The sequence below is a fragment of the Streptomyces sp. NPDC006450 genome (genome assembly GCF_040612195.1).
Classification (GTDB): domain Bacteria; phylum Actinomycetota; class Actinomycetes; order Streptomycetales; family Streptomycetaceae; genus Streptomyces.
The window spans coordinates 200,100-217,905 of the sequence record NZ_JBEXPT010000001.1; the positions used below are offsets into that span (position 1 = coordinate 200,100).

The window sequence follows — 17,806 nt, forward strand, 5'->3', positions numbered from 1 at the left end:
CCCTGAGTGAGGAAGAACGGCCCGGCGGCCCCTCTCGACGAGGTGGCCGCCGGGCCGTTCTTCTCGGGACCGAAGTCCCGCGGGGCGCTGCTCAGAGCGCGTGCTGGTACTGCCGGTCCGGAGTGCCCGCGAGGGTGTGGACGGTGACGAGGTGCGGCTCGATCCGCATGTAGACGGGGTCGAAGACCGCGCCGTCCACGAAGTGCGGGCCGGGGCCGAACAGTTCCAGTTCGGCGGTGGTGGGTTCGACGATGTTCGCGGTGCCGGTGAACTGCACCGACCACAACTGGGCGTCGTCGGAATTGAAGTTGTCGGCTCCGTAGGAGACCACGCTGCCGTTGCAGGCGTGGTGGTAGCCGAAACCGGCGTGCATTCTCAGGACGACCTTGCCGTTCACCACGATGTGGCGCGCGACGGCGAGGAAGGGCAGCGCGCGCATGCTGGTGGCGGCCCGGCCGTACGGCACGCGGCGCAGCAGTTCGATGGCGTGGAGTTCCTCTGGGGACATGCACTCCACTGTCCGGTACCGACACGGTGCCGGGAAAGAGGAGCCCGCCCCGCACATCGGGGACGTTGGTCCCGAGTCAAACAGCGCGCCCCGTGCCACCTTCCGATGTGACGCGGTGTGCGACCACGGGGCGTAACGCGGAGTAGCGGATGCGGGGCGGCTAGCGCCCCTTCTCGGCCTGCAGGCGGGCGACGTACGCCGCGGCCTGGGACCGGCGCTCCATGCCGAGCTTGGACAGCAGGCTGGAGACGTAGTTCTTGATGGTCTTCTCGGCCAGGTGCAGCCGCTCGCCGATCACGCGGTTCGTCAGGCCCTCGCCGATCAGGTCGAGGATCTTGCGCTCCTGATCGGTGAGGTTGGAGAGCCGGTCGTCGCCCTTGCCGTTCTTGCCGTCGCGCAGCCGCTCCAGCACCCGGGCCGTGGCGACGGGGTCCAGCAGGGACTTGCCGGCCGCCACGTCACGCACCGCGTTGAGCAGCTCGTTCCCGCGGATCGCCTTGAGCACGTAGCCGGAGGCGCCGGCCATGATCGCGTCGAACAGGGCTTCGTCGTCGGCGAACGAGGTGAGCATCAGGCACTTGACGTCCTCGTTCTGGGAGCGCACCTCGCGGCAGACCTCCACGCCGCTGCCGTCGGGCAGGCGGACGTCGAGAACGGCCACGTCGGGCCGGGTGGCGGGAATGCGGACCAGTGCGTCGGCGGCCGTACCGGCCTCACCCACGACCTCGATGTCCGATTCCATCGACAACAGCTCGTGAACACCCCGACGTACCACTTCGTGGTCGTCCAGGAGGAATACCTTGATTTTTCCGTTTTCGCGCACGAACTCAGTTTCACACACTCACCCCTTCCCTGCCGGTGGCGAGCGGGATAACGTGCCGTTGTTCCGGCCCCCTGCAAGGCTGTGACCAGTGGTTGTTCCCGGTTCCGCAGATTTACTTGGAAATCCAAGCAAAATCCCAGGTCAAACGGGGTTTCGCAGTTATGCGACGCACTGGGTAACGTGCATTGCGCAGGGCACTCGCCGGGGCACCTGTCACGCCTGAATCCCAGACCCGAAGCGCACCCACCCCGTGCGCGGGCAGAGATCCAGGTGAGCCGCACTGGTCCCCGGAGAACCCGGGTGCCGGACCGACGGAGGAGCAATCGTGACCGTGGAGAGCACTGCCGCGCGCAAGCCGCGCCGCAGCGGCACCAAGCGGCCGGCCGGCGCGGCAAGCGCCGCCAAGCCCGCCGCTGCCACCGCGAAGACGCATGACGCCGAGCCCCAGCTCGTACAGCTGCTGACGCCCGAGGGGGTGCGCGTCGACGTCGCGGAGAATCCGGACGTCGCGGAATTCGCGCCCTTCGTCGCCGATGTCACCACCGATGACCTGCGCGGTCTGTACCGCGACATGGTCATGACCCGCCGTTTCGACGGCGAGGCGACCGCCCTCCAGCGCCAGGGCGAGCTGGGCCTGTGGGCCTCGCTCCTCGGCCAGGAGGCCGCCCAGATCGGCTCCGGCCGGGCCCTGCGCGACGACGACTACGTGTTCCCGACCTACCGGGAACACGGCGTGGCCTGGTGCCGTGGGGTCGACCCGACCAACCTCCTCGGCATGTTCCGCGGTGTGAACCACGGTGGCTGGGACCCGACCACCAACAACTTCCACCTGTACACGATCGTCATCGGCTCCCAGACGCTGCACGCGACCGGGTACGCGATGGGCGTGGCCAAGGACGGCGCCGACTCGGCCGTCATCGCCTACTTCGGCGACGGTGCGTCCAGCCAGGGCGACGTGGCGGAAGCCTTCACCTTCTCGGCGGTCTACAACTCGCCCGTGGTGTTCTTCTGCCAGAACAACCAGTGGGCCATCTCCGAGCCCACCGAGCGCCAGATGCGCGTGCCGCTCTACCAGCGCGCGCAGGGCTTCGGCTTCCCGGGCGTCCGGGTGGACGGCAACGACGTCCTGGCCTGCCTCGCCGTGACCCGCTGGGCGCTGGAGCGGGCCCGCCGGGGCGAGGGGCCCACCCTGGTGGAGGCCTTCACGTACCGGATGGGGGCGCACACCACCTCCGACGACCCGACGAAGTACCGGCGCGACGAGGAGACGGCGGCCTGGGAGGCCAAGGACCCGATCCTGCGCCTGAAGGCCCACCTGCTCGCCACCGGAGGCGCCGACGAGGCGTACTTCGATCAGCTCGAGGTGGAGAGCGAGGCACTCGGCAAGCGGGTGCGCGAGGTCGTGCGCTCGATGCCCGACCCCGACACAATGGCGATCTTCGAGAACGTCTACGCGGACGGGCACGCGCTCGTCGACGAGGAGCGCGCGCAGTTCGCCGCCTACCTCGCGTCCTTCGAAGGCGGGGAGTGACCGTCATGGCCGTACAGAAGCTCACCATCGCCAAGGCGCTCAACGACTCCCTGCGCAAGGCCCTGGAGCAGGACCCCAAGGTCCTGATCATGGGCGAGGACGTCGGCAAGCTCGGCGGCGTCTTCCGCATCACCGACGGACTCCAGAAGGACTTCGGCGAGGAGCGGGTCATCGACACCCCGCTCGCCGAGTCCGGCATCGTCGGCACCGCGATCGGCCTGGCCCTGCGCGGGTACCGGCCGGTCGTGGAGATCCAGTTCGACGGGTTCGTCTTCCCGGCGTACGACCAGATCGTCACGCAGCTCGCCAAGATGCACGCGCGCTCGCTCGGCACCATCAAGATGCCGGTCGTCATCCGCATCCCCTACGCCGGCGGCATCGGCGCGGTCGAGCACCACTCGGAGTCCCCGGAGACGCTGTTCGCGCACGTCCCGGGCCTGAAGGTGGTCTCGCCGTCCAACGCCAGCGACGCCTACTGGATGCTCCAGCAGGCGATCCTCAGCGACGACCCGGTGATCTTCTTCGAGCCGAAGCGCCGCTACTGGGACAAGGGCGAGGTCGACGTCGAGGCCATCCCCGACGCACTGCACGGCTCGCGGGTGGCCCGCAGCGGCACCGACATCACCCTGGCGGCCTACGGGCCCATGGTGAAGGTCTGCCTGGAGGCCGCCGCGGCCGCCGCCGAGGAAGGCAAGTCGGTCGAGGTCGTGGACCTGCGCTCGATGTCCCCGGTCGACTTCGACGGGATCCAGGCGTCGGTGGAGAAGACCCGCCGGCTCGTGGTGGTCCACGAGGCGCCGGTGTTCCTCGGCGTGGGTTCGGAGATCGCCGCTCGCATCACGGAGCGGTGCTTCTACCACCTGGAGGCGCCCGTGCTGCGCGTGGGCGGCTACCACGCCCCGTACCCGCCGGCCCGCCTGGAGGACGAGTACCTGCCGGGCCTTGACAGGGTGCTCGACGCAGTCGACCGCTCGCTGGCGTACTGAGGAGAGCCCTGCGATGACGATCCGCGAATTCAAGATGCCCGATGTGGGCGAGGGCCTCACCGAGGCCGAGATCCTCAAGTGGTACGTCCAGCCGGGTGACACCGTCACCGACGGCCAGGTCGTCTGCGAGGTGGAGACGGCGAAGGCGGCCGTCGAGCTGCCGATCCCCTTCGACGGGGTCGTGCACGCGCTCCTCTTCGAGGAGGGCGTCACGGTCGACGTCGGCCAGGTCATCATCTCCGTGCAGACGGGCCCGGCGGACGAGGCTCCGGTGGAGACCGCAGCGGCGGCCCCCGCCGCTGCCGCACCGGCCCCGGCCGCTGCGGAGCCGGAGGCCCCGGCGGCCCGCCAGCCCGTGCTGGTCGGCTACGGAGTCTCCACCGCCTCTACGAAGCGCCGCCCGCGCAAGGCTGCGCCGCAGCCCGCGGTCGCCGCACAGAACGGCACCGGCGTGGCCCCGGCGGCGCCGGCCCCGGCCGCTCCGGCGGCTCCGGCCGCCCCCGTGGCGGTCCCCGCCCAGGGCGGCGCGGGCAAGGCGCTGGCGAAGCCGCCGGTGCGCAAGCTCGCCAAGGACCTCGGCATCGACCTGGCGGCGGTGATCCCCACCGGCGACGGCGGGGTCGTGACCCGCGAGGACGTGCACGCGGCGGCCGCGGCGGCCATCACCCCGCAGGCCGTGGCTCCGCAGGTCCCGGCGGCCCCGGTGGCGGCGCAGGCGGCCCCGGCGGCTCCGGCACAGGCCCCGGCCGAGGTGCCCGGCTCCGCCCGCGAGACCCGTGTCCCGGTCAAGGGCGTCCGCAAGGTCACCGCCCAGGCCATGGTCGGCTCGGCCTTCACCGCGCCGCACGTCACGGAGTTCATCACCTTCGACGTGACCCGCACGATGAAGCTGGTCCAGGAGCTCAAGGAGGACCCGGACCTCGCCGGTCTGCGGATCAACCCGCTGCTCCTGATCGCCAAGGCCGTCCTCGTGGCGATCCGCCGCAACCCGGACGTCAACGCGTCCTGGGACGAGGCGGCCCAGGAGATCGTGCTCAAGCACTACGTCAACCTGGGCATCGCGGCGGCCACACCCCGCGGGCTGATCGTCCCGAACATCAAGGACGCCCACGCCAAGACGCTCGGCGAGCTGTCGCAGGCCCTGTCCGGGCTGGTCGCCACGGCCCGCGAGGGCAAGACCTCCCCGGCCGACATGCAGCACGGCACGATCACCATCACCAACGTCGGCGTCTTCGGCGTCGACACCGGTACGCCCATCCTGAACCCCGGAGAGTCCGCGATCCTCGCGGTCGGCGCGATCAAGCTCCAGCCGTGGGTCCACAAGGGCAAGGTCAAGGCCCGCCACGTCACCACCCTGGCGCTGTCCTTCGACCACCGCCTCATCGACGGCGAACTCGGCTCCCGCTTCCTCGCGGACATCGCCGCCGTCCTGGAGCACCCCCGCCGTCTGATCACCTGGTCCTGACGGCCCGGCGGACCGGCCCGCGGGTACCCACCCGCGGGCCGGTCCACCGTTCGCACCGCTCGCACCCCGTGCGAGGTGCGCAAATTCCTTGGAGCGAGCCTCTCGGCGATGTGATCATCTGCCCATGCATGTCCGTGCTGCCACAGCAGACCCCACCGACCTGGACCGCGCCCTCGCCTACCCGGCCGACGGCCCCGTCCCCGCCCTCACCCCCGAGAAGATCCGGGAAGAGTTCGCCGCGCACCAGATGCGTCCCGAATGGACCTGGTTCGCCGAGGACGAGAACGGCGAGGTCCTGGCCCGCGCCCTGTGGTGGGGCCGCGCCGACAGCGAGCGGCCGATCGCCCTGGACTGCCTCCAGGTACGCGGCTCCGTGGCCGACCCGGCCGCCGTCGCCGCCGGGCTGCTCGCCGCCGGGCACGAGGCCTTCGGTGCGCTCCCGGGCTACAACATCTCGCTGCCGCGCGACTGGCGCACCGCCCCGGGAGGCCTGGCCGACGCGGTGGCGTGGCGGCAGGAGGCGGCGGACCGGTCCGGCCTGACCCGCGCGATCGAGCGGCTCCGCTTCGAGTGGACCCCGGCCGCCGGCACCGCGGAGCCCACCGGACGGCTGGTCTTCCGCGAGGGCACCGACGAGGAGTTCCTCGAAGCCTTCGTCCGCCTCTCGCAGGGCAGCCTGGACCTGCACACGCAGAACGAGCTCCGCACGATCGACGCCGAGGAACTGGCGCGCGACGACATCGAGTTCTACACCGACTGCCCCGGCGAGCGCTCCTGGTGGCGCCTGGCCCACCTCCCGGACGGCACCCTCGCCGGCCTGGCGATCCCGTCCGCGACCCCGTACCACCGCAACGTCGGCTACCTCGGCGTCGTCCCCGAACAGCGCGGCCGGGGACTGATCGACGAGATCCTCGCCGAGATCACCCGCTTCCACGCCTCCGAGGCCGCCGACCGCATCACCGCCACCACGGACACCGTGAACACCCCGATGGCCGCCGCCTTCACCCGCGCCGGCTACGAGGTCACGGAGATCCGCCTGGTCCTGGAGGCGGCCCAGGGGGCCTGAAGTGACCGCGCACGGAGCCTCCCGGGGGTAGCCTCCCCGCCGGGAGAGGGGTGGGACCGGGTGTCCTTCGCGGAGTTGCAGGTGTGTGCCGTCGAGGCGGCCGATGTCACGGGTGGCGTGTGCGTGGTGCGGTGCATCGGCGGAGTGGCGCGGAACGGGCAGGTGTACGCGGCCGGCGAGCTGCGGACCAGGCTGCGGGGGATCGAGCGGTACGGGCGCGCGGTCGGGTCCCTCGACGCGGGGCACGTGGCGAAGGCGCACCTCACCGGGCCCGTGGTCGCGCTGCTCGCCCGGGGGCAGGTGCTGACCTGCGTACCGCCGACCGGGCACGCGCTGGCCGACCTGGAGGCGTGGCTGGCCACCGGCCCCCCGCTGCTGGAGGAGCCGCACCCGGAGCAACTGCGGATCCTGGGCACGTTCGGGATGCAGAACGAGGAGCTGCCCGACGGGGTGCGGCTGCGCTGGGGCCGGGTCGCGCTGGCCGCCATAGACCGGTCGGACCGGCCGGAGGACCGGCCGTACGCACGCGCCTACTTGATCCAGCGCTTCGGACCCGGCGAGGACGGCGACCCGGACCGGGACCCCGCCGCCCTGTGCCGGGACGTACTGGCCCGCTTCGAGCTGACCCCGGCCCAGGCAGCGGCGCAGGCCCGGGTCTGGCGGGACCTGCCGCGGCCCGCCATCCGCCGGCTGCGCCGCATCAAGAACCTGATCCGCTGCACGGAACCGGCCCGGCCGTACCTCGCGGCGACCGACCCCCTGGCGGCCGCCGTGGACGCCTGGACGGCGGTGCGGCCGGGGCTTCCATAGGGCGCCTCACCAGGGGGCTTCCGCGGGCGGTTCGGCGGGCCTTCAGCGTGCGGCGCTGCCGAGGACCTTCGCCGGGGTGAGGCGTATGACGACCCGGACGTTCTCGGCCGGGGCGTTCGCGTATTCCTCGCCCGCGCCCGGGCCCTCGTACTCCTCCGCGAGGCGGACGGCGACGGCCCGGCCGGTGTCCTCGGTGACGGTGGCGGTGCCGCGGATCTCGGCGTAGAGATTGGTGTTGGCCAGGTCGAAGACGGTGAGGCCGATCCGGGGGTCCCGCGCGATGTTGCGCTCCTTGCGGCGGCCCTGCTCGGTGGAGATGAGGATCTCGTCCCCGTCCCGGGTCACCCACACCACCGAACTCTGCGGACTGCCGTCGGGGTTGAGCGTGGCGAGGACCGCCGGGTGGGGGGCGTCGAGGAGCTTTCGCACGGTGTCGTTCAGCACAAGGGTCATGGGGGGACGGTAAGGGGGGACGCCCACCCGCCCCAAGCGACTTCTGCACGGACGGGGGCGACTAGGACAGGTCGGCGCACGCCCGGCCCCGACCCGCCGGGCTACCGTCAGCCAGGAGAAGGGCGCCCCACGCGCCCACGACCACCTGGGGGGAAGCCGTGTCCGCAACGGCCGCGCACGCACGAACAGACCGGCCGACGCGCATACCGGAGGTCGACGCCCTGCGCGGTTTCGCGCTGCTCGGCATCCTGCTGGTCAACGCGCTGATGATGGCCGGCCCGTACGGTCCCGGCGGCCCTTTCGCCCCGGACGCCACCCCGCTCGACCGGGCCGTCGAGGGGATCGTCCAGGCCTTGGCGGTCGGCAAGTTCTACCTGATGTTCTCGTTCCTCTTCGGCTACAGCTTCACCCTCCAGCAGGACTCCGCCGCACGCGACGGCGCGAGCGCCGTTCCCCGGATGCTCCGCCGCACGCTCGGCCTGCTCGTCCTGGGCCTCCTGCACGCCGTACTGCTGTACACCGGCGACATCCTCATGACCTACGCGCTGCTCGGCCTGATCCTGATCGCCGCACGCGCCTGCTCCCCGCGGACGGCCCTGCGCGCCGCCCGGATCGTCTACGGCTGCGCGAGCGGCTTCCTGCTCCTCCTGGGGCTGGCCTCCCTGTTCATGTCGGACGCCGAAGCGGCCGGACTGAACGAAATCCCCGCGGACCTCGCCGCACTCGCCGCCGACTACCGCGGCGACCCGGCGTCCGTCGTGCGGGCCAACCTCGGGCAGCTGCCCGACGCGCTCCTCGCCGTACCGGTGATGGGCGGCTCCGTGCTGGCGGCCTTCCTGACCGGCCTGTACTGCGGCAAGCTCCGCCTCCTCGCCGACACGGGCGCCCACGCTGCCCGGATGCGCCGCATCTGCGTGCTCGGCGTCGCGGTGGGTCTGCCCGGCAGCCTCTTCATGGCCGTGGCCGCCGGCGGCGCGCTCGGTCCCCGGTGGCTCCTCATCGGCTCGGTCGTGGGCATGGTCACGGCCCCCGCGCTGACCGCCGCGTACGTCTGCGGCATGCTCCTCTTCATGAAGACGGCCCGGGGCGGGCGCGCCGCGCTCCTCCTCGCCCCCGCCGGCCGGATGGCCCTGACGAACTACCTGAGCCAGTCCCTCGTCATGGCCCTCGTCTTCACCGCCTACGGCCTCGCCCTGTACGACCGCCTCGGCACCGCCGTCGTCGTCCTCGGCGCGCTCGCCTTGTACGGGAGCCAACTCGCCCTCAGCACCTGGCTCATGGCCCGCCACCGGTACGGCCCGGTGGAATGGCTGCTCCGCGCGGTCACCCTCGCACGGCTCCCGCGCCGCCGGGACGGGCACGGCCGTGAGGGCCGCCGCCGTGACGAGCGCCACAACCCCGTGGCGCCCTGAGCGGTGATCGGCAAGGCTGGGGCGCATGGTTTCGGTAGTGCAGAACGTGGCGATCGACTGTGCGGACGCCCATGGGATGGCCCTCTTCTGGAGCGGCGTGACGGGCAGCCCGGTGGATCCGGACGCCAGGCCCGGTGACCCGGCGACACAGGTGCTGATGGACGGGGGACCGGTGCTGTACTTCAACCAGGTGCCCGAGGCCAAGACGGTCAAGAACCGGATCCACCTGTGCCTGCGCCCGGACACCTCGCGCGAACAGGAGGTGGACCGGCTGCTCGGCCTCGGCGCCGTCCTGGTCGCCGACCGCCGGAACCCCGACGGCTCGGGCTGGGTCGTCCTCGCGGATCCCGAGGGCAACGAGTTCTGCGTCCTGCGCAGCGCGTCCGACAAGGCCGCCACGGAGTCCCCGAACTGAGCGCCGCCGCCTTCAGCGGGGCAGATCGAGCAGCATCACGTCATGGAGGTCCGCGTCCTCGCTCCAGGGGCGCGCCTCGCCGATCTTGCGGTATCCCCACGCCCGGTAGGCGGCCGGGGCGGCCCTGCCCTCCGGATGGACGTTCAGCAGCACCCGCTCGGCCGTGAGGCCGTCGAGCAGCGTCGTGTGCAGCCGCCGCGCGACACCCTGCCCGCGCCACGGTCCGCGTACGGCGAGTTCCATGAGCCCGAAGGTCCGCCGGCCGTCCTCGCGCCGCATCGCGTCGGACACGGGCTCGGTGAGTTCGTCCCACCACACGGTGTCGGGCGCGAGCGTCCAGCCGTAGGCCATGCCGATCGGCTCGCCCTCGGGGGTACGGGCCAAGGCCGCGCGAAAGGCGTGCCTGCGCGTCTGGAGGGGGAAGCGGCGGAAGGCGGCGGCGACGTCCTCCTCCGTCTCGCCGTACGGGGGCTCCGCGAACGCCTCGGCGTAGATCAGCTTGAACGCGTCCGCGGCCCGCAGCGCGGCCGGTCCGTCCATGGGCCCGCTCACGAAGGCGCCTTGCCGCGTCACGGGGTCGCTCCGGGGGACCGCCAGGGGATGTGGAGCCAGGGGCTCGCCGGGTCGGTGGTCAGGGTGAGGTGGGTGGCCAGCGCGCCCGCGTACCACGGGCCGAACTCCTCCTCGTCGAAGTGCAGGCACCGGGCCAGCGCGTACCCGGCGGAGAACTCCTCCCAGGAGCGGTACGCCGCGCGCGCGGCCTCCCCGGCGGCCAGTACGCCGCGTTCGGCCTCGGCGAGCGTGCCGTAGCGGGCGCCCAGCCCCCAGCGGGCCATCTGCGAGGCCCGGCCGTGGTCCCAGCCCTCGACGGAGCGGATCCAGCCGTCCTGGGGGAGCAGTCCGTCGGCGCGGAAGCGCTGCTCGTAGCGGGCGATCCGGCCGATCAGCCTCTGTACGCCCGCCACTTCGCCTTCCACTTCGGCGCTGGGCCGGGGTGCGGCGACGGTGACCCCGTCAGGGGTGAGCTGCGGTTCGGCGGCCCGTTCGGCGCTGCGGCGCAGGGCGGTGGCCGCGGCGTGGCGCCAGTGCTCCAGGTCGACGGGTCCGGCGAAGTCGGAGGCGAGGAGGCGGCGCACGCGCAGCGCGAACTCCCAGACGGGGCTGACCATCTCGGCGCAGAGCAGTCCGCGCAGCACCCGGTGCCAGCCCGCCGAGTCGGTGATGTCCCAGCTCTGGAGCAGGCGTTCGCGCTCCCGGGTGTAGCCGTTGCCGTGGTAGGCGAGGGCGTTCCAGAACTCCCCGTTGGTGACGGAGAGATGGGCTCCGACGGCGAGTCCGTGCGCGACGGGCCCGTGCAGCGGACCGCCGACGTGCAGGGAGTGCACGGCTCCGGGGGCGAGGCCCCAGACCGGGGCCGCGGCGTCCCAGTGGGCGCGCCAGCGGGCCAGGTCGGCGGGGGTGGTCGTGAGGTAGGCCTCGGCGGGGGAGCCGGGGTTCACGGCGAGGTGCGGCGGGTCGGCGGGGTCCCAGGCGTTCGCGAACCAGGCGAGTGACCTGGGCAGGTACACGGTCTGCGGGTCGGGGACGGGCAGCATGCCGCGGGTGTGGACGACGAGGCAGCGCCGGTCGGGGGTGGGGTGGAAGCGCGCCTGCGTGGGCTCGGCGTCGACCTGCGCCCGGGACTGCGGCAGGAACAGCTCGCTGCGGGCGAGGGCGTCGAGGTACCCCGCCCAATCCCCGCGCGCCTTGGCCTCGTACAGCTCGCGCTCGATGGAACTCGGCGCCGTCCACCCATCCATGTGATCAGCCTAACGGTGGCTTGCGGCGCCTCCGCGGGCCGGCTCGGCGGCCCTACGCTGAGGGCGTGACCACGTCTCCCCGCGCGGACTGCGCGTGAACGGCCTCATCGACCGGAGCATCGAGACCGGCCGCCTGACCCTGGTGCCCCTGCGGGCCTCGCACGCCGAGGAGATGGCCGCCGTACTGTCCGACCCGGACCTGTACGTCTTCATCGGCGGCGAGCCGCCCACGGAGACGGCCCTGCGCGCCCGCTACGAGCGGCTGGCCGCCGGCTCCCCGGATCCCGGTGTGGCCTGGGGGAACTGGGTGATCCGGCTCAAGGACGAGGGCTGCCTGACCGGGACGGTCCAGGCGACCGTGTCCGGGGACACCGCCGAGATCGCCTGGGTCGTCGGTACGCCCTGGCAGCGGCGCGGCATCGCCCGCGAGGCGGCCTCGGCGATGAAGGACCGGCTCCTCACGCTCGGGGTGCGCACGGTCATCGCGCACATCCACCCCGGCCACACGGCGTCCGCCGCCGTTGCCGGGGGGATCGGACTCGCACCCACCGACCGGTGGCAGGACGGCGAGGTCAGGTGGGAGGGACTTCCGGTCCGGAAACCCTTCTGACGGGGCATCGCCCGAGGGTGACGGCGTCCGTGCAGGTCAAGGGCGTACGTAGGCCGGTTGCCCGGCGTGTCCGCGCGGGCGGTGCGGGGGTTCGGGTTGCGGGGCCTGACGGGGTGCCGGTGAGTGGGCTGGGACGCGTCCCACGTCACGTCCCACGTCATGTCACGCCCCGGCACGTCCCATGCCGCGGCTCCTCGACAGGAGAGATCCGTTGCACCGCATCACGCGCTACACCGTCCCCGCCGCCCTCTGCCTGACCCTGCTGACCGCGTCCCCCGGTCTGGCGTCGGCAGTCGCGGAGTCGTCCGCTTCGTCCGCGAAGCCGCAGGCCGCAGCGTTCCAGGCCGCCGCGCCGGCCGGGAAGGCGATCCCCGGTACCGAGGCCCTGCTCGCGCAGGTGCAGTCGCTCGGCGGCGTCGGCGGGCTGCTGAAACCCGTCACCGATCTGCTGGCCGCCGTCCTGAAGTCCCCCGACGGCAAGATCCCTGAGGCGGACCTCGCCGCCTTCAAGGAGAAGATCGACGCCGCGATCGCGGAGCTGAAGAAGAGCCTGCCCGCCGCCCCGGCGCTGCCCGTACCGCTCCCGCCGGTGGACGCGCCGAAGCTCCCGGTCGATGCCCCGAAGGTCCCGGTGGACGCGCCCAAGCTGCCCGTGGACGCGCCGAAGCTGCCGGTGGACGCGCCGAAGCTCCCGGCGGAGGCCCCCGCGCTCCCGGCGGAGGCGCCGAAGCTGCCCGTGGGCGCCCCGAAGCTGCCCGTGGCGCTCCCCGGCTCCGCGCACAAGGCCGCCCTCGGCCCGCTCGACCTGGCCACCGCTGCCATCGACAAGCTCAAGGCCTCCGTCGACGGGCTCACCAAGGTCGCCGGTCCCTGCGGCTGCTCCACCGACGCCAAGGCGAAGGCAACCGACGTGGTGACCGACCTGGTCGCGGCCCTCGTCGCCCTGCTCACCGGCCTCGGCCTGCCGGGTCTGCCCCCGCTCCCGGTCCCGGCCCCGCCGCTCCCGGTCCCGCTGCCCGTCGAGTAGCGGTCGCCGCACTCCCGGCACCGGCGCTGCCCGCCCGAACGTGGCAGCGCCCGCCGGGCGTCGGCCGTCGGGCGTTCGCCGTCGGGCGTCACACGCCCCGCCCCCGGGCTCGGGTTCCGGCTCCGCCCCGGTGCTCCCCGAGCGGTGGCACGCCCGCGTGCCCCGGGGGCTCCCGGACCCACGGAGGCCAGCGCCCCCGCGTGCCGCCGCGCGACCGTACGGACCCCCTTGACGCGCCCCCTGCGCAGGTGGACGCTCCCGGGGCTCGGATCCGTACGGTGCGTTGGGGGGCCGGTATGCCGGAGCAGTCGGAGGGGCATGTCCAGACGGCGGGGGAGCTGCGGGCCCTGCTCGCGGCGCGCGGGGCGCGGTGGTCCGTGAGCGAGCACCTCGCCGACGGGGATCTCGTACCGAGACCCGCCCTGGGCCTGGGTCCGAGCACGGCGGCGGCAGCAGAGCTGACCCCCGCCGCGGCCGCGCCACCGGTGGACCTGCGGAGCCTCGTGGGCCGGGCCAGCGGCAACCCGCACCTCACCCGGCGCAGGGCGGCGCACGGGCTGCTCCCGGGCACGGGCCGAGGCAGCGGCGTGGATACGGGTGCGGGCCCAGGCAGAGGGGCGGGCACGGGCACGGGCACGGGCCCGGCCGCCGGAGCCCGGGCCCCCGCGGCCCGCCCCTCCGCCGTGGACTGGCGGAGCCGGTGGGGCTGGCCCTGGCTCACCAAGGTGAAGGACCAGAACCCGTGCAGCGCCTGCTGGGCCTTCGGTGCGGCCGGCCTGGTGGAGTCGATGGCCCGCATCGAGCACCACGTGTGGGCCGAGCGGTCCGAGGGCGACGTGCACGGCGGGATGAAGGCCCCCTGCGGGCAGACGGGCAGCCCCGAGGCCGCCCTGGACTGGATCCGGACCAACGGCGGACTCGCGGACCCGGGGTGCCGGCCGTACGCGCCGCCGCCGCCCGGTACCCCCGTCGAGCGCCGGGAGGCCTGGCGGTCCGAGTACACCCCGAGCTGGGACCGCTCCGGCCGGACCGTCCGCATCTCCGGGCACGTCCTGCTCGGGGACGTGGAGCAGCAGAAGGTCTGGCTGGACACGGTGGGCCCGCTGACCGCCTGCTTCGACGTGTACGAGGACTTCTTCGGCCTGGGCTCCGGCGTCTACCACCGCACCAGCGACCGCCTGGCGGGTGGCCACTGCGTCCTGATCACCGGCTACGACGACGCGGCCGGCTGCTGGCTGTTCAAGAACTCCTGGGGGACCGGCTACCACGTGGGGGGCTACGGCCGGATCGCGTACGGCGAGGCGCGGATCGACGACTGGGCGAAGTGCGGGCTGCAGGACACCAACATCGACCCGTGGAGCAAGCGCCGCCTGCACACCGGCAACGTCTACGAGAGCGGCAACGGGCGCGCCCACCGCAACTTCGAGATGGCGGCCCTCGCCGACGCCGGCGACGGCTCGCTGCGGCACTGGTGGCGCGAGGGCGACGCCCCCTTCTCCTGGAACCGCGCCCAGCACTTCGCCTCGGACGCCTCGGGCCAGCCCGCCTTCACGGGGACCACCTACAACCGGAACATGGAGTCGCTGCACGTCACCACCGGCGGCCGGCTCCGCCACTGGTACTACGAGCACTTCGCCGCCGCCTGGCGCGACGGCGGCGCCTTCGGCCCCGGCGACGCGGCGGTCGGCTCGACCCCGGCCTTCATCCAGAGCGACTACGGGGCGCCCGGCAACTTCGAGGTGGTCGTCCGCACCGCCGACGGCCGCCTGGGCCACTGGTGGCGGATCAACGGCGCCCCCTGGACCTGGAACGACGGTGGCCGCTTCGCCTCCGGCATCGCCCACTTCGGTCCGGCCCTGGTCCAGACCCGCTCCCGCCACCTCGACCTGGTCGCCACGCGCACCGACGGCCGGATGCAGCTGTGGTGGCGCGACGACCCGAACGGGTTCGTCTGGCGCCCCGGCGAGATCTTCGCCTCCGGCATCACCTCCGCGCCCTGCCTGATCGAGGCGCAGTACGGGGCGGCCGACGAGGACACCGCCGGGAACTACGAGCTGTGCGTGACGCGCGAGGGCGGCCGCGTCGAGCACTGGTGGCGCGGCAACGCGGGCGGCGCCGCCTGGCAGCGCTCCGCGGTCTTCGGCCACGACGTGCTGGCGGTCACCGGGATGCTCCAGGGCAGCTTCGGGTTCAACCTGGAGGTGATCGTCCTGCGCACCGACCGCCTGCTCCAGCACTACTGGCGCGACGGCGCGGGCTGGCACGAGGGCGCGGTGATCGGCCCGGCCTAGTTCTCCACAGGGTCCGTGGGAGAGGAGTCCGCGTGGAGGTCCGCGAGGTGGTGCTCGCGCCCGGTGGGGCGTACGAGCTGCGGCTCACCGGGCGCGGTGCGCGCGGCTACGTCTGGACCTGGCGGGTGACGGGCGACGCGGACGCCGTCGCGGTGGCGGAGGATCCGGCGGAGCCGGCGGCCGCCGCGGAGCCGCCCGGGGCGCCGCTGCCCGGGGAGACGGTGGAGCGGGTGTACCTCGTGCGGGGGCGGGTCGCGGGCCGGGCCAGGATCCGCTTCGCGCAGGTCCGGCCGCCGTATCCGGACGAGGCCGCGTACGACGAGTTCGTACTGGACGTCACGGTGCGGTGAGGGTCCACGTCGTGACGGTCCAGATGGTGACGGTCCAGATGGTGGACGGGCTCCCGGGTTGCACCTCTGTTGTATCTATGCTGTGCGCATGCCACCCGCCCGCACCGCCGGTACCACCGTGACCGCTGCCGAACGCGTCTACCGACACGTCAAGCAGGCCGTACTCGACCGCCGCTACGAGGGCGGGGTGCTGCTGACCGAAGGCGAGCTCGCGGTCGCCGTCGGGGTCTCGCGCACACCGGTCCGCGAGGCGCTGCTGCGGCTGGAGACCGAGGGACTGCTGAAGCTGTATCCGAAGAAGGGCGCCCTCGTCCTCGCGGTCTCCGCCCAGGAGATCGCCGACGTGATCGAAACCCGTCTGCTGGTGGAGGAGTTCACCGTCCGCCGGGCCGTGCCCGCCCCGGCCGGGCTGCTGGAGCGGCTCGCGGAACTGGTCGAGGAGCAGCGCCGGCTCGGCGACGCGGGCGACCTCGCGGCGATGATGGCCGCCGACCGGGCCTTCCACGCGGAGATCGTGCGCAGTGCCGGCAACCAGATCCTCTGCCGCCTCTACGACCAGCTGCGCGACCGTCAGCTCCGCATGGGCGTGGCCCTGCTGCACGCGCACCCCGAGCGGGTGGAGCGGACGCTGGCCGAGCACCGGGAGATCCTCGACGCCCTGCGCGCGGGTGACGCCGACACGGCCGCCGCGGCGGTACGGGCCCACGTGAGCCGGGTCGGGGAACTGGTGCGGGGGTCCGCCCGATGAGCTCCGCGAGCTCCGCGTCCGCCGCGTCCGCCGCGTCCGCTGCCTCCCCCGTCGTCTTCAAGGACCCGCCGGGCGGCCGCAAGGCGGTGCTCGTCTGGTCGATCGGCGTGGCCGTCTACTTCGTGGCGGTCATCTTCCGCACCAGCCTCGGCGTGGCGGGGCTGGAGGCCGCCGACCGCTTCCACGTGAACGCCTCGGCGCTGTCCACCTTCTCCCTGCTCCAACTCCTGGTCTACGCGGGCATGCAGATACCCGTCGGCCTGATGGTCGACCGGCTCGGCACCAAGAAGGTGCTCACCCTCGGCGCCGTGCTCTTCACCGCGGGCCAGATCGGCTTCGCGCTCTCCCCCTCCTACGGGATGGCCCTGGCGGCCCGCGCCCTGCTGGGCTGCGGCGACGCCATGACCTTCATCTCCGTGCTGCGGCTCGGCACCCGCTGGTTCCCGGCCCGCCGGGGCCCGCTGATGGCGCAGTTGGCCGGCCTGGTCGGGATGGCGGGCAACCTGGTCTCCACGCTGGTGCTGGCTCCCGTGCTGCACGGGGTCGGCTGGGTGCCCGCGTTCGCGGGGAGCGCCGTGGCGGGGCTGGTGGTGCTGGTCCCGCTGGTGCTGTTCCTGCGCGACCACCCGGAAGGCCACGAGCCCGCGCCGCAGGCGGCCGGCGGGACGGGAAGCCTCGGTGCGGGGGGATTCGTACGGCGCCAGATCACGGACTCCTGGCGGGAGCCGGGCACGAAGCTCGGCCTGTGGGTGCACTTCACGACGCAGTTCCCGGCGATGGTGTTCCTGCTGCTGTGGGGCATGCCCTTCCTCGTCGAGGCACAGGGGCTGTCCCGGACCACCGCGGGCGGGCTGCTGACCCTGGTGGTCGCCTCGAACATGGCCCTCGGGCTGGTCTACGGCCAGATCGTCGGCCGGAGGCAGTCCTCCCGGATCCCCCTGGCCCTGGGCACGGTCGCCCTGACCGCCCTCCTCTGGGGCTCGGTCCTGGCCTACCCCGGGGACCACGCGCCGATGTGGCTGCTGATCGCGCTCTGCCTGGTGCTGGGCACGTGCGGTCCGGCGTCGATGATCGGCTTCGACTTCGCCCGTCCCGCCAACCCGGCGGAACGCCAGGGCACCGCCTCCGGCATCACCAACATGGGCGGTTTCATCGCCTCGATGACGACCCTGCTGGTGGTGGGCCTGCTGCTCGACGCCACCGGGGACAACTACCGCATCGCGTTCTCGTCGGTCTTCGTCCTGGAACTCCTGGGCATCGCCCAGATCCTGCGCCTGCGCGGCCGGGCCCTGGCCCGCGAACGCGAGCGGCTGGGACCGGGCGCCGCCCCGGCGGTCACGGTGCCGCCGGCGGTCCTGGTGCCGCCGGCGGTCCTGGTGACCCCGGCGTCCGCCGTCCCGCCCGGCCCGGTCCCGCGGCCCCCCGCGCCGGGGGGGCGCCCGGCCCGCGCCCCCCGCGCGGGCCCCGGCCCGCCCCCCGCCGCCCGGGGGCGGCGCGGGGTCGGGCGCGCTC

Annotated in this window: 17 protein-coding genes and 1 pseudogene; 13 read left to right on the forward strand and 5 right to left on the reverse strand. The window is 73.4% G+C overall.

Features of this window, described 5'->3' with window-relative positions; genetic code table 11:
- Positions 1-91 precede the first annotated feature (91 nt).
- Both ABZY57_RS00920 and ABZY57_RS00925 read right to left on the reverse strand, forming a co-directional pair.
- A complete protein-coding gene (locus ABZY57_RS00920; protein WP_356506768.1) occupies positions 92-508 on the reverse strand; it encodes a pyridoxamine 5'-phosphate oxidase family protein in 417 nt (138 codons plus the stop codon).
- Between the two features lie 160 nt (positions 509-668).
- On the reverse strand, positions 669-1,331 hold the full coding sequence (locus ABZY57_RS00925) for a response regulator transcription factor (protein WP_356506770.1): 663 nt from the start codon (positions 1,329-1,331) through the stop codon (positions 669-671).
- A 325-nt stretch (positions 1,332-1,656) separates the two neighbouring features.
- Here ABZY57_RS00925 and pdhA point away from each other — a divergent pair, with 325 nt between their 5' ends.
- The 5 genes from pdhA (at position 1,657) to ABZY57_RS00950 (ending at position 7,189) form a co-directional block, all read left to right on the forward strand.
- A complete protein-coding gene (gene pdhA, locus ABZY57_RS00930; protein WP_356506772.1) occupies positions 1,657-2,862 on the forward strand; it encodes a pyruvate dehydrogenase (acetyl-transferring) E1 component subunit alpha in 1,206 nt (401 codons plus the stop codon).
- Between the two features lie 5 nt (positions 2,863-2,867).
- Positions 2,868-3,848, forward strand: coding sequence for an alpha-ketoacid dehydrogenase subunit beta (locus tag ABZY57_RS00935; protein ID WP_356506774.1), 981 nt, complete (start codon positions 2,868-2,870; stop codon positions 3,846-3,848).
- A gap of 13 nt (positions 3,849-3,861) precedes the next feature.
- Positions 3,862-5,313 (forward strand): dihydrolipoamide acetyltransferase family protein, encoded by a 1,452-nt coding sequence (locus ABZY57_RS00940; protein WP_356506776.1) that lies wholly within the window; start codon positions 3,862-3,864, stop codon positions 5,311-5,313.
- 124 nt (positions 5,314-5,437) lie between these two features.
- The gene (locus ABZY57_RS00945; protein WP_356506778.1) at positions 5,438-6,379 is read left to right on the forward strand and encodes a GNAT family N-acetyltransferase; all 942 of its coding nucleotides are present in this window, start codon (positions 5,438-5,440) and stop codon (positions 6,377-6,379) included.
- 60 nt (positions 6,380-6,439) lie between these two features.
- Complete coding sequence (locus tag ABZY57_RS00950) at positions 6,440-7,189, forward strand: hypothetical protein (RefSeq protein ID WP_356506780.1); 750 nt, start codon at positions 6,440-6,442, stop codon at positions 7,187-7,189.
- A 42-nt stretch (positions 7,190-7,231) separates the two neighbouring features.
- Here the strand turns inward: ABZY57_RS00950 and ABZY57_RS00955 are convergent, their stop codons facing one another.
- The gene (locus ABZY57_RS00955; protein ID WP_356506782.1) at positions 7,232-7,642 is read right to left on the reverse strand and encodes a PPOX class F420-dependent oxidoreductase; all 411 of its coding nucleotides are present in this window, start codon (positions 7,640-7,642) and stop codon (positions 7,232-7,234) included.
- Positions 7,643-7,800: 158 nt separating this feature from the next.
- Here ABZY57_RS00955 and ABZY57_RS00960 point away from each other — a divergent pair, with 158 nt between their 5' ends.
- On the forward strand, positions 7,801-9,054 hold the full coding sequence (locus ABZY57_RS00960) for a DUF418 domain-containing protein (protein WP_356506784.1): 1,254 nt from the start codon (positions 7,801-7,803) through the stop codon (positions 9,052-9,054).
- A gap of 25 nt (positions 9,055-9,079) precedes the next feature.
- Positions 9,080-9,469, forward strand: coding sequence for a VOC family protein (locus ABZY57_RS00965; protein WP_356506786.1), 390 nt, complete (start codon positions 9,080-9,082; stop codon positions 9,467-9,469).
- 12 nt (positions 9,470-9,481) lie between these two features.
- On the opposite strand, the gene ABZY57_RS00970 is transcribed toward ABZY57_RS00965, so the two are convergent.
- Together ABZY57_RS00970 and ABZY57_RS00975 are read right to left on the reverse strand one after the other, a co-directional pair.
- The gene (locus ABZY57_RS00970) at positions 9,482-10,009 is read right to left on the reverse strand and encodes a GNAT family N-acetyltransferase (protein WP_356506830.1); all 528 of its coding nucleotides are present in this window, start codon (positions 10,007-10,009) and stop codon (positions 9,482-9,484) included.
- A gap of 29 nt (positions 10,010-10,038) precedes the next feature.
- Positions 10,039-11,268, reverse strand: coding sequence for a DUF1266 domain-containing protein (locus tag ABZY57_RS00975; RefSeq protein ID WP_356506788.1), 1,230 nt, complete (start codon positions 11,266-11,268; stop codon positions 10,039-10,041).
- A 94-nt stretch (positions 11,269-11,362) separates the two neighbouring features.
- Between ABZY57_RS00975 and ABZY57_RS00980 the strand changes: the two genes are divergently transcribed.
- From ABZY57_RS00980 to ABZY57_RS01005, 6 genes and pseudogenes are all read left to right on the forward strand, one after another.
- Positions 11,363-11,878, forward strand: coding sequence for a GNAT family N-acetyltransferase (locus tag ABZY57_RS00980; RefSeq protein WP_356506790.1), 516 nt, complete (start codon positions 11,363-11,365; stop codon positions 11,876-11,878).
- Between the two features lie 211 nt (positions 11,879-12,089).
- On the forward strand, positions 12,090-12,905 hold the full coding sequence (locus ABZY57_RS00985) for a hypothetical protein (protein WP_356506792.1): 816 nt from the start codon (positions 12,090-12,092) through the stop codon (positions 12,903-12,905).
- Positions 12,906-13,201: 296 nt separating this feature from the next.
- Positions 13,202-15,196: a C1 family peptidase gene (locus tag ABZY57_RS00990; RefSeq protein ID WP_356506794.1), complete on the forward strand. Its 1,995-nt coding sequence runs from the start codon at positions 13,202-13,204 to the stop codon at positions 15,194-15,196.
- Positions 15,197-15,228: 32 nt separating this feature from the next.
- Positions 15,229-15,546 (forward strand): protease inhibitor I42 family protein, encoded by a 318-nt coding sequence (locus tag ABZY57_RS00995; RefSeq protein WP_356506796.1) that lies wholly within the window; start codon positions 15,229-15,231, stop codon positions 15,544-15,546.
- 88 nt (positions 15,547-15,634) lie between these two features.
- On the forward strand, positions 15,635-16,294 hold the full coding sequence (locus tag ABZY57_RS01000) for a GntR family transcriptional regulator (protein WP_356506798.1): 660 nt from the start codon (positions 15,635-15,637) through the stop codon (positions 16,292-16,294).
- Positions 16,291-17,607, forward strand: a pseudogene (locus ABZY57_RS01005) (MFS transporter); the annotation flags it as partial. The gene ABZY57_RS01000 and the pseudogene ABZY57_RS01005, both read left to right, overlap by 4 nt.
- Between the last annotated feature and the right edge of the window lie 199 nt (positions 17,608-17,806).

Excerpts from the sequence above, each read along its gene's own strand:
- ABZY57_RS00920 (WP_356506768.1), bottom strand. The coding sequence starts at position 508 with ATGTCCCCAGAGGAACTCCACGCCATCGAACTGCTGCGCCGCGTGCCG.
- ABZY57_RS00935 (WP_356506774.1), top strand. The coding sequence starts at position 2,868 with ATGGCCGTACAGAAGCTCACCATCGCCAAGGCGCTCAACGACTCCCTG.
- ABZY57_RS00940 (WP_356506776.1), top strand. The coding sequence starts at position 3,862 with ATGACGATCCGCGAATTCAAGATGCCCGATGTGGGCGAGGGCCTCACC.
- ABZY57_RS00945 (WP_356506778.1), top strand. The coding sequence starts at position 5,438 with ATGCATGTCCGTGCTGCCACAGCAGACCCCACCGACCTGGACCGCGCC.
- ABZY57_RS00955 (WP_356506782.1), bottom strand. The coding sequence starts at position 7,642 with ATGACCCTTGTGCTGAACGACACCGTGCGAAAGCTCCTCGACGCCCCC.
- ABZY57_RS00965 (WP_356506786.1), top strand. The coding sequence starts at position 9,080 with ATGGTTTCGGTAGTGCAGAACGTGGCGATCGACTGTGCGGACGCCCAT.
- ABZY57_RS00970 (WP_356506830.1), bottom strand. The coding sequence starts at position 10,009 with ATGGACGGACCGGCCGCGCTGCGGGCCGCGGACGCGTTCAAGCTGATC.
- ABZY57_RS00975 (WP_356506788.1), bottom strand. The coding sequence starts at position 11,268 with ATGGATGGGTGGACGGCGCCGAGTTCCATCGAGCGCGAGCTGTACGAG.
- ABZY57_RS00990 (WP_356506794.1), top strand. The coding sequence starts at position 13,202 with ATGCCGGAGCAGTCGGAGGGGCATGTCCAGACGGCGGGGGAGCTGCGG.
- ABZY57_RS01000 (WP_356506798.1), top strand. The coding sequence starts at position 15,635 with ATGCCACCCGCCCGCACCGCCGGTACCACCGTGACCGCTGCCGAACGC.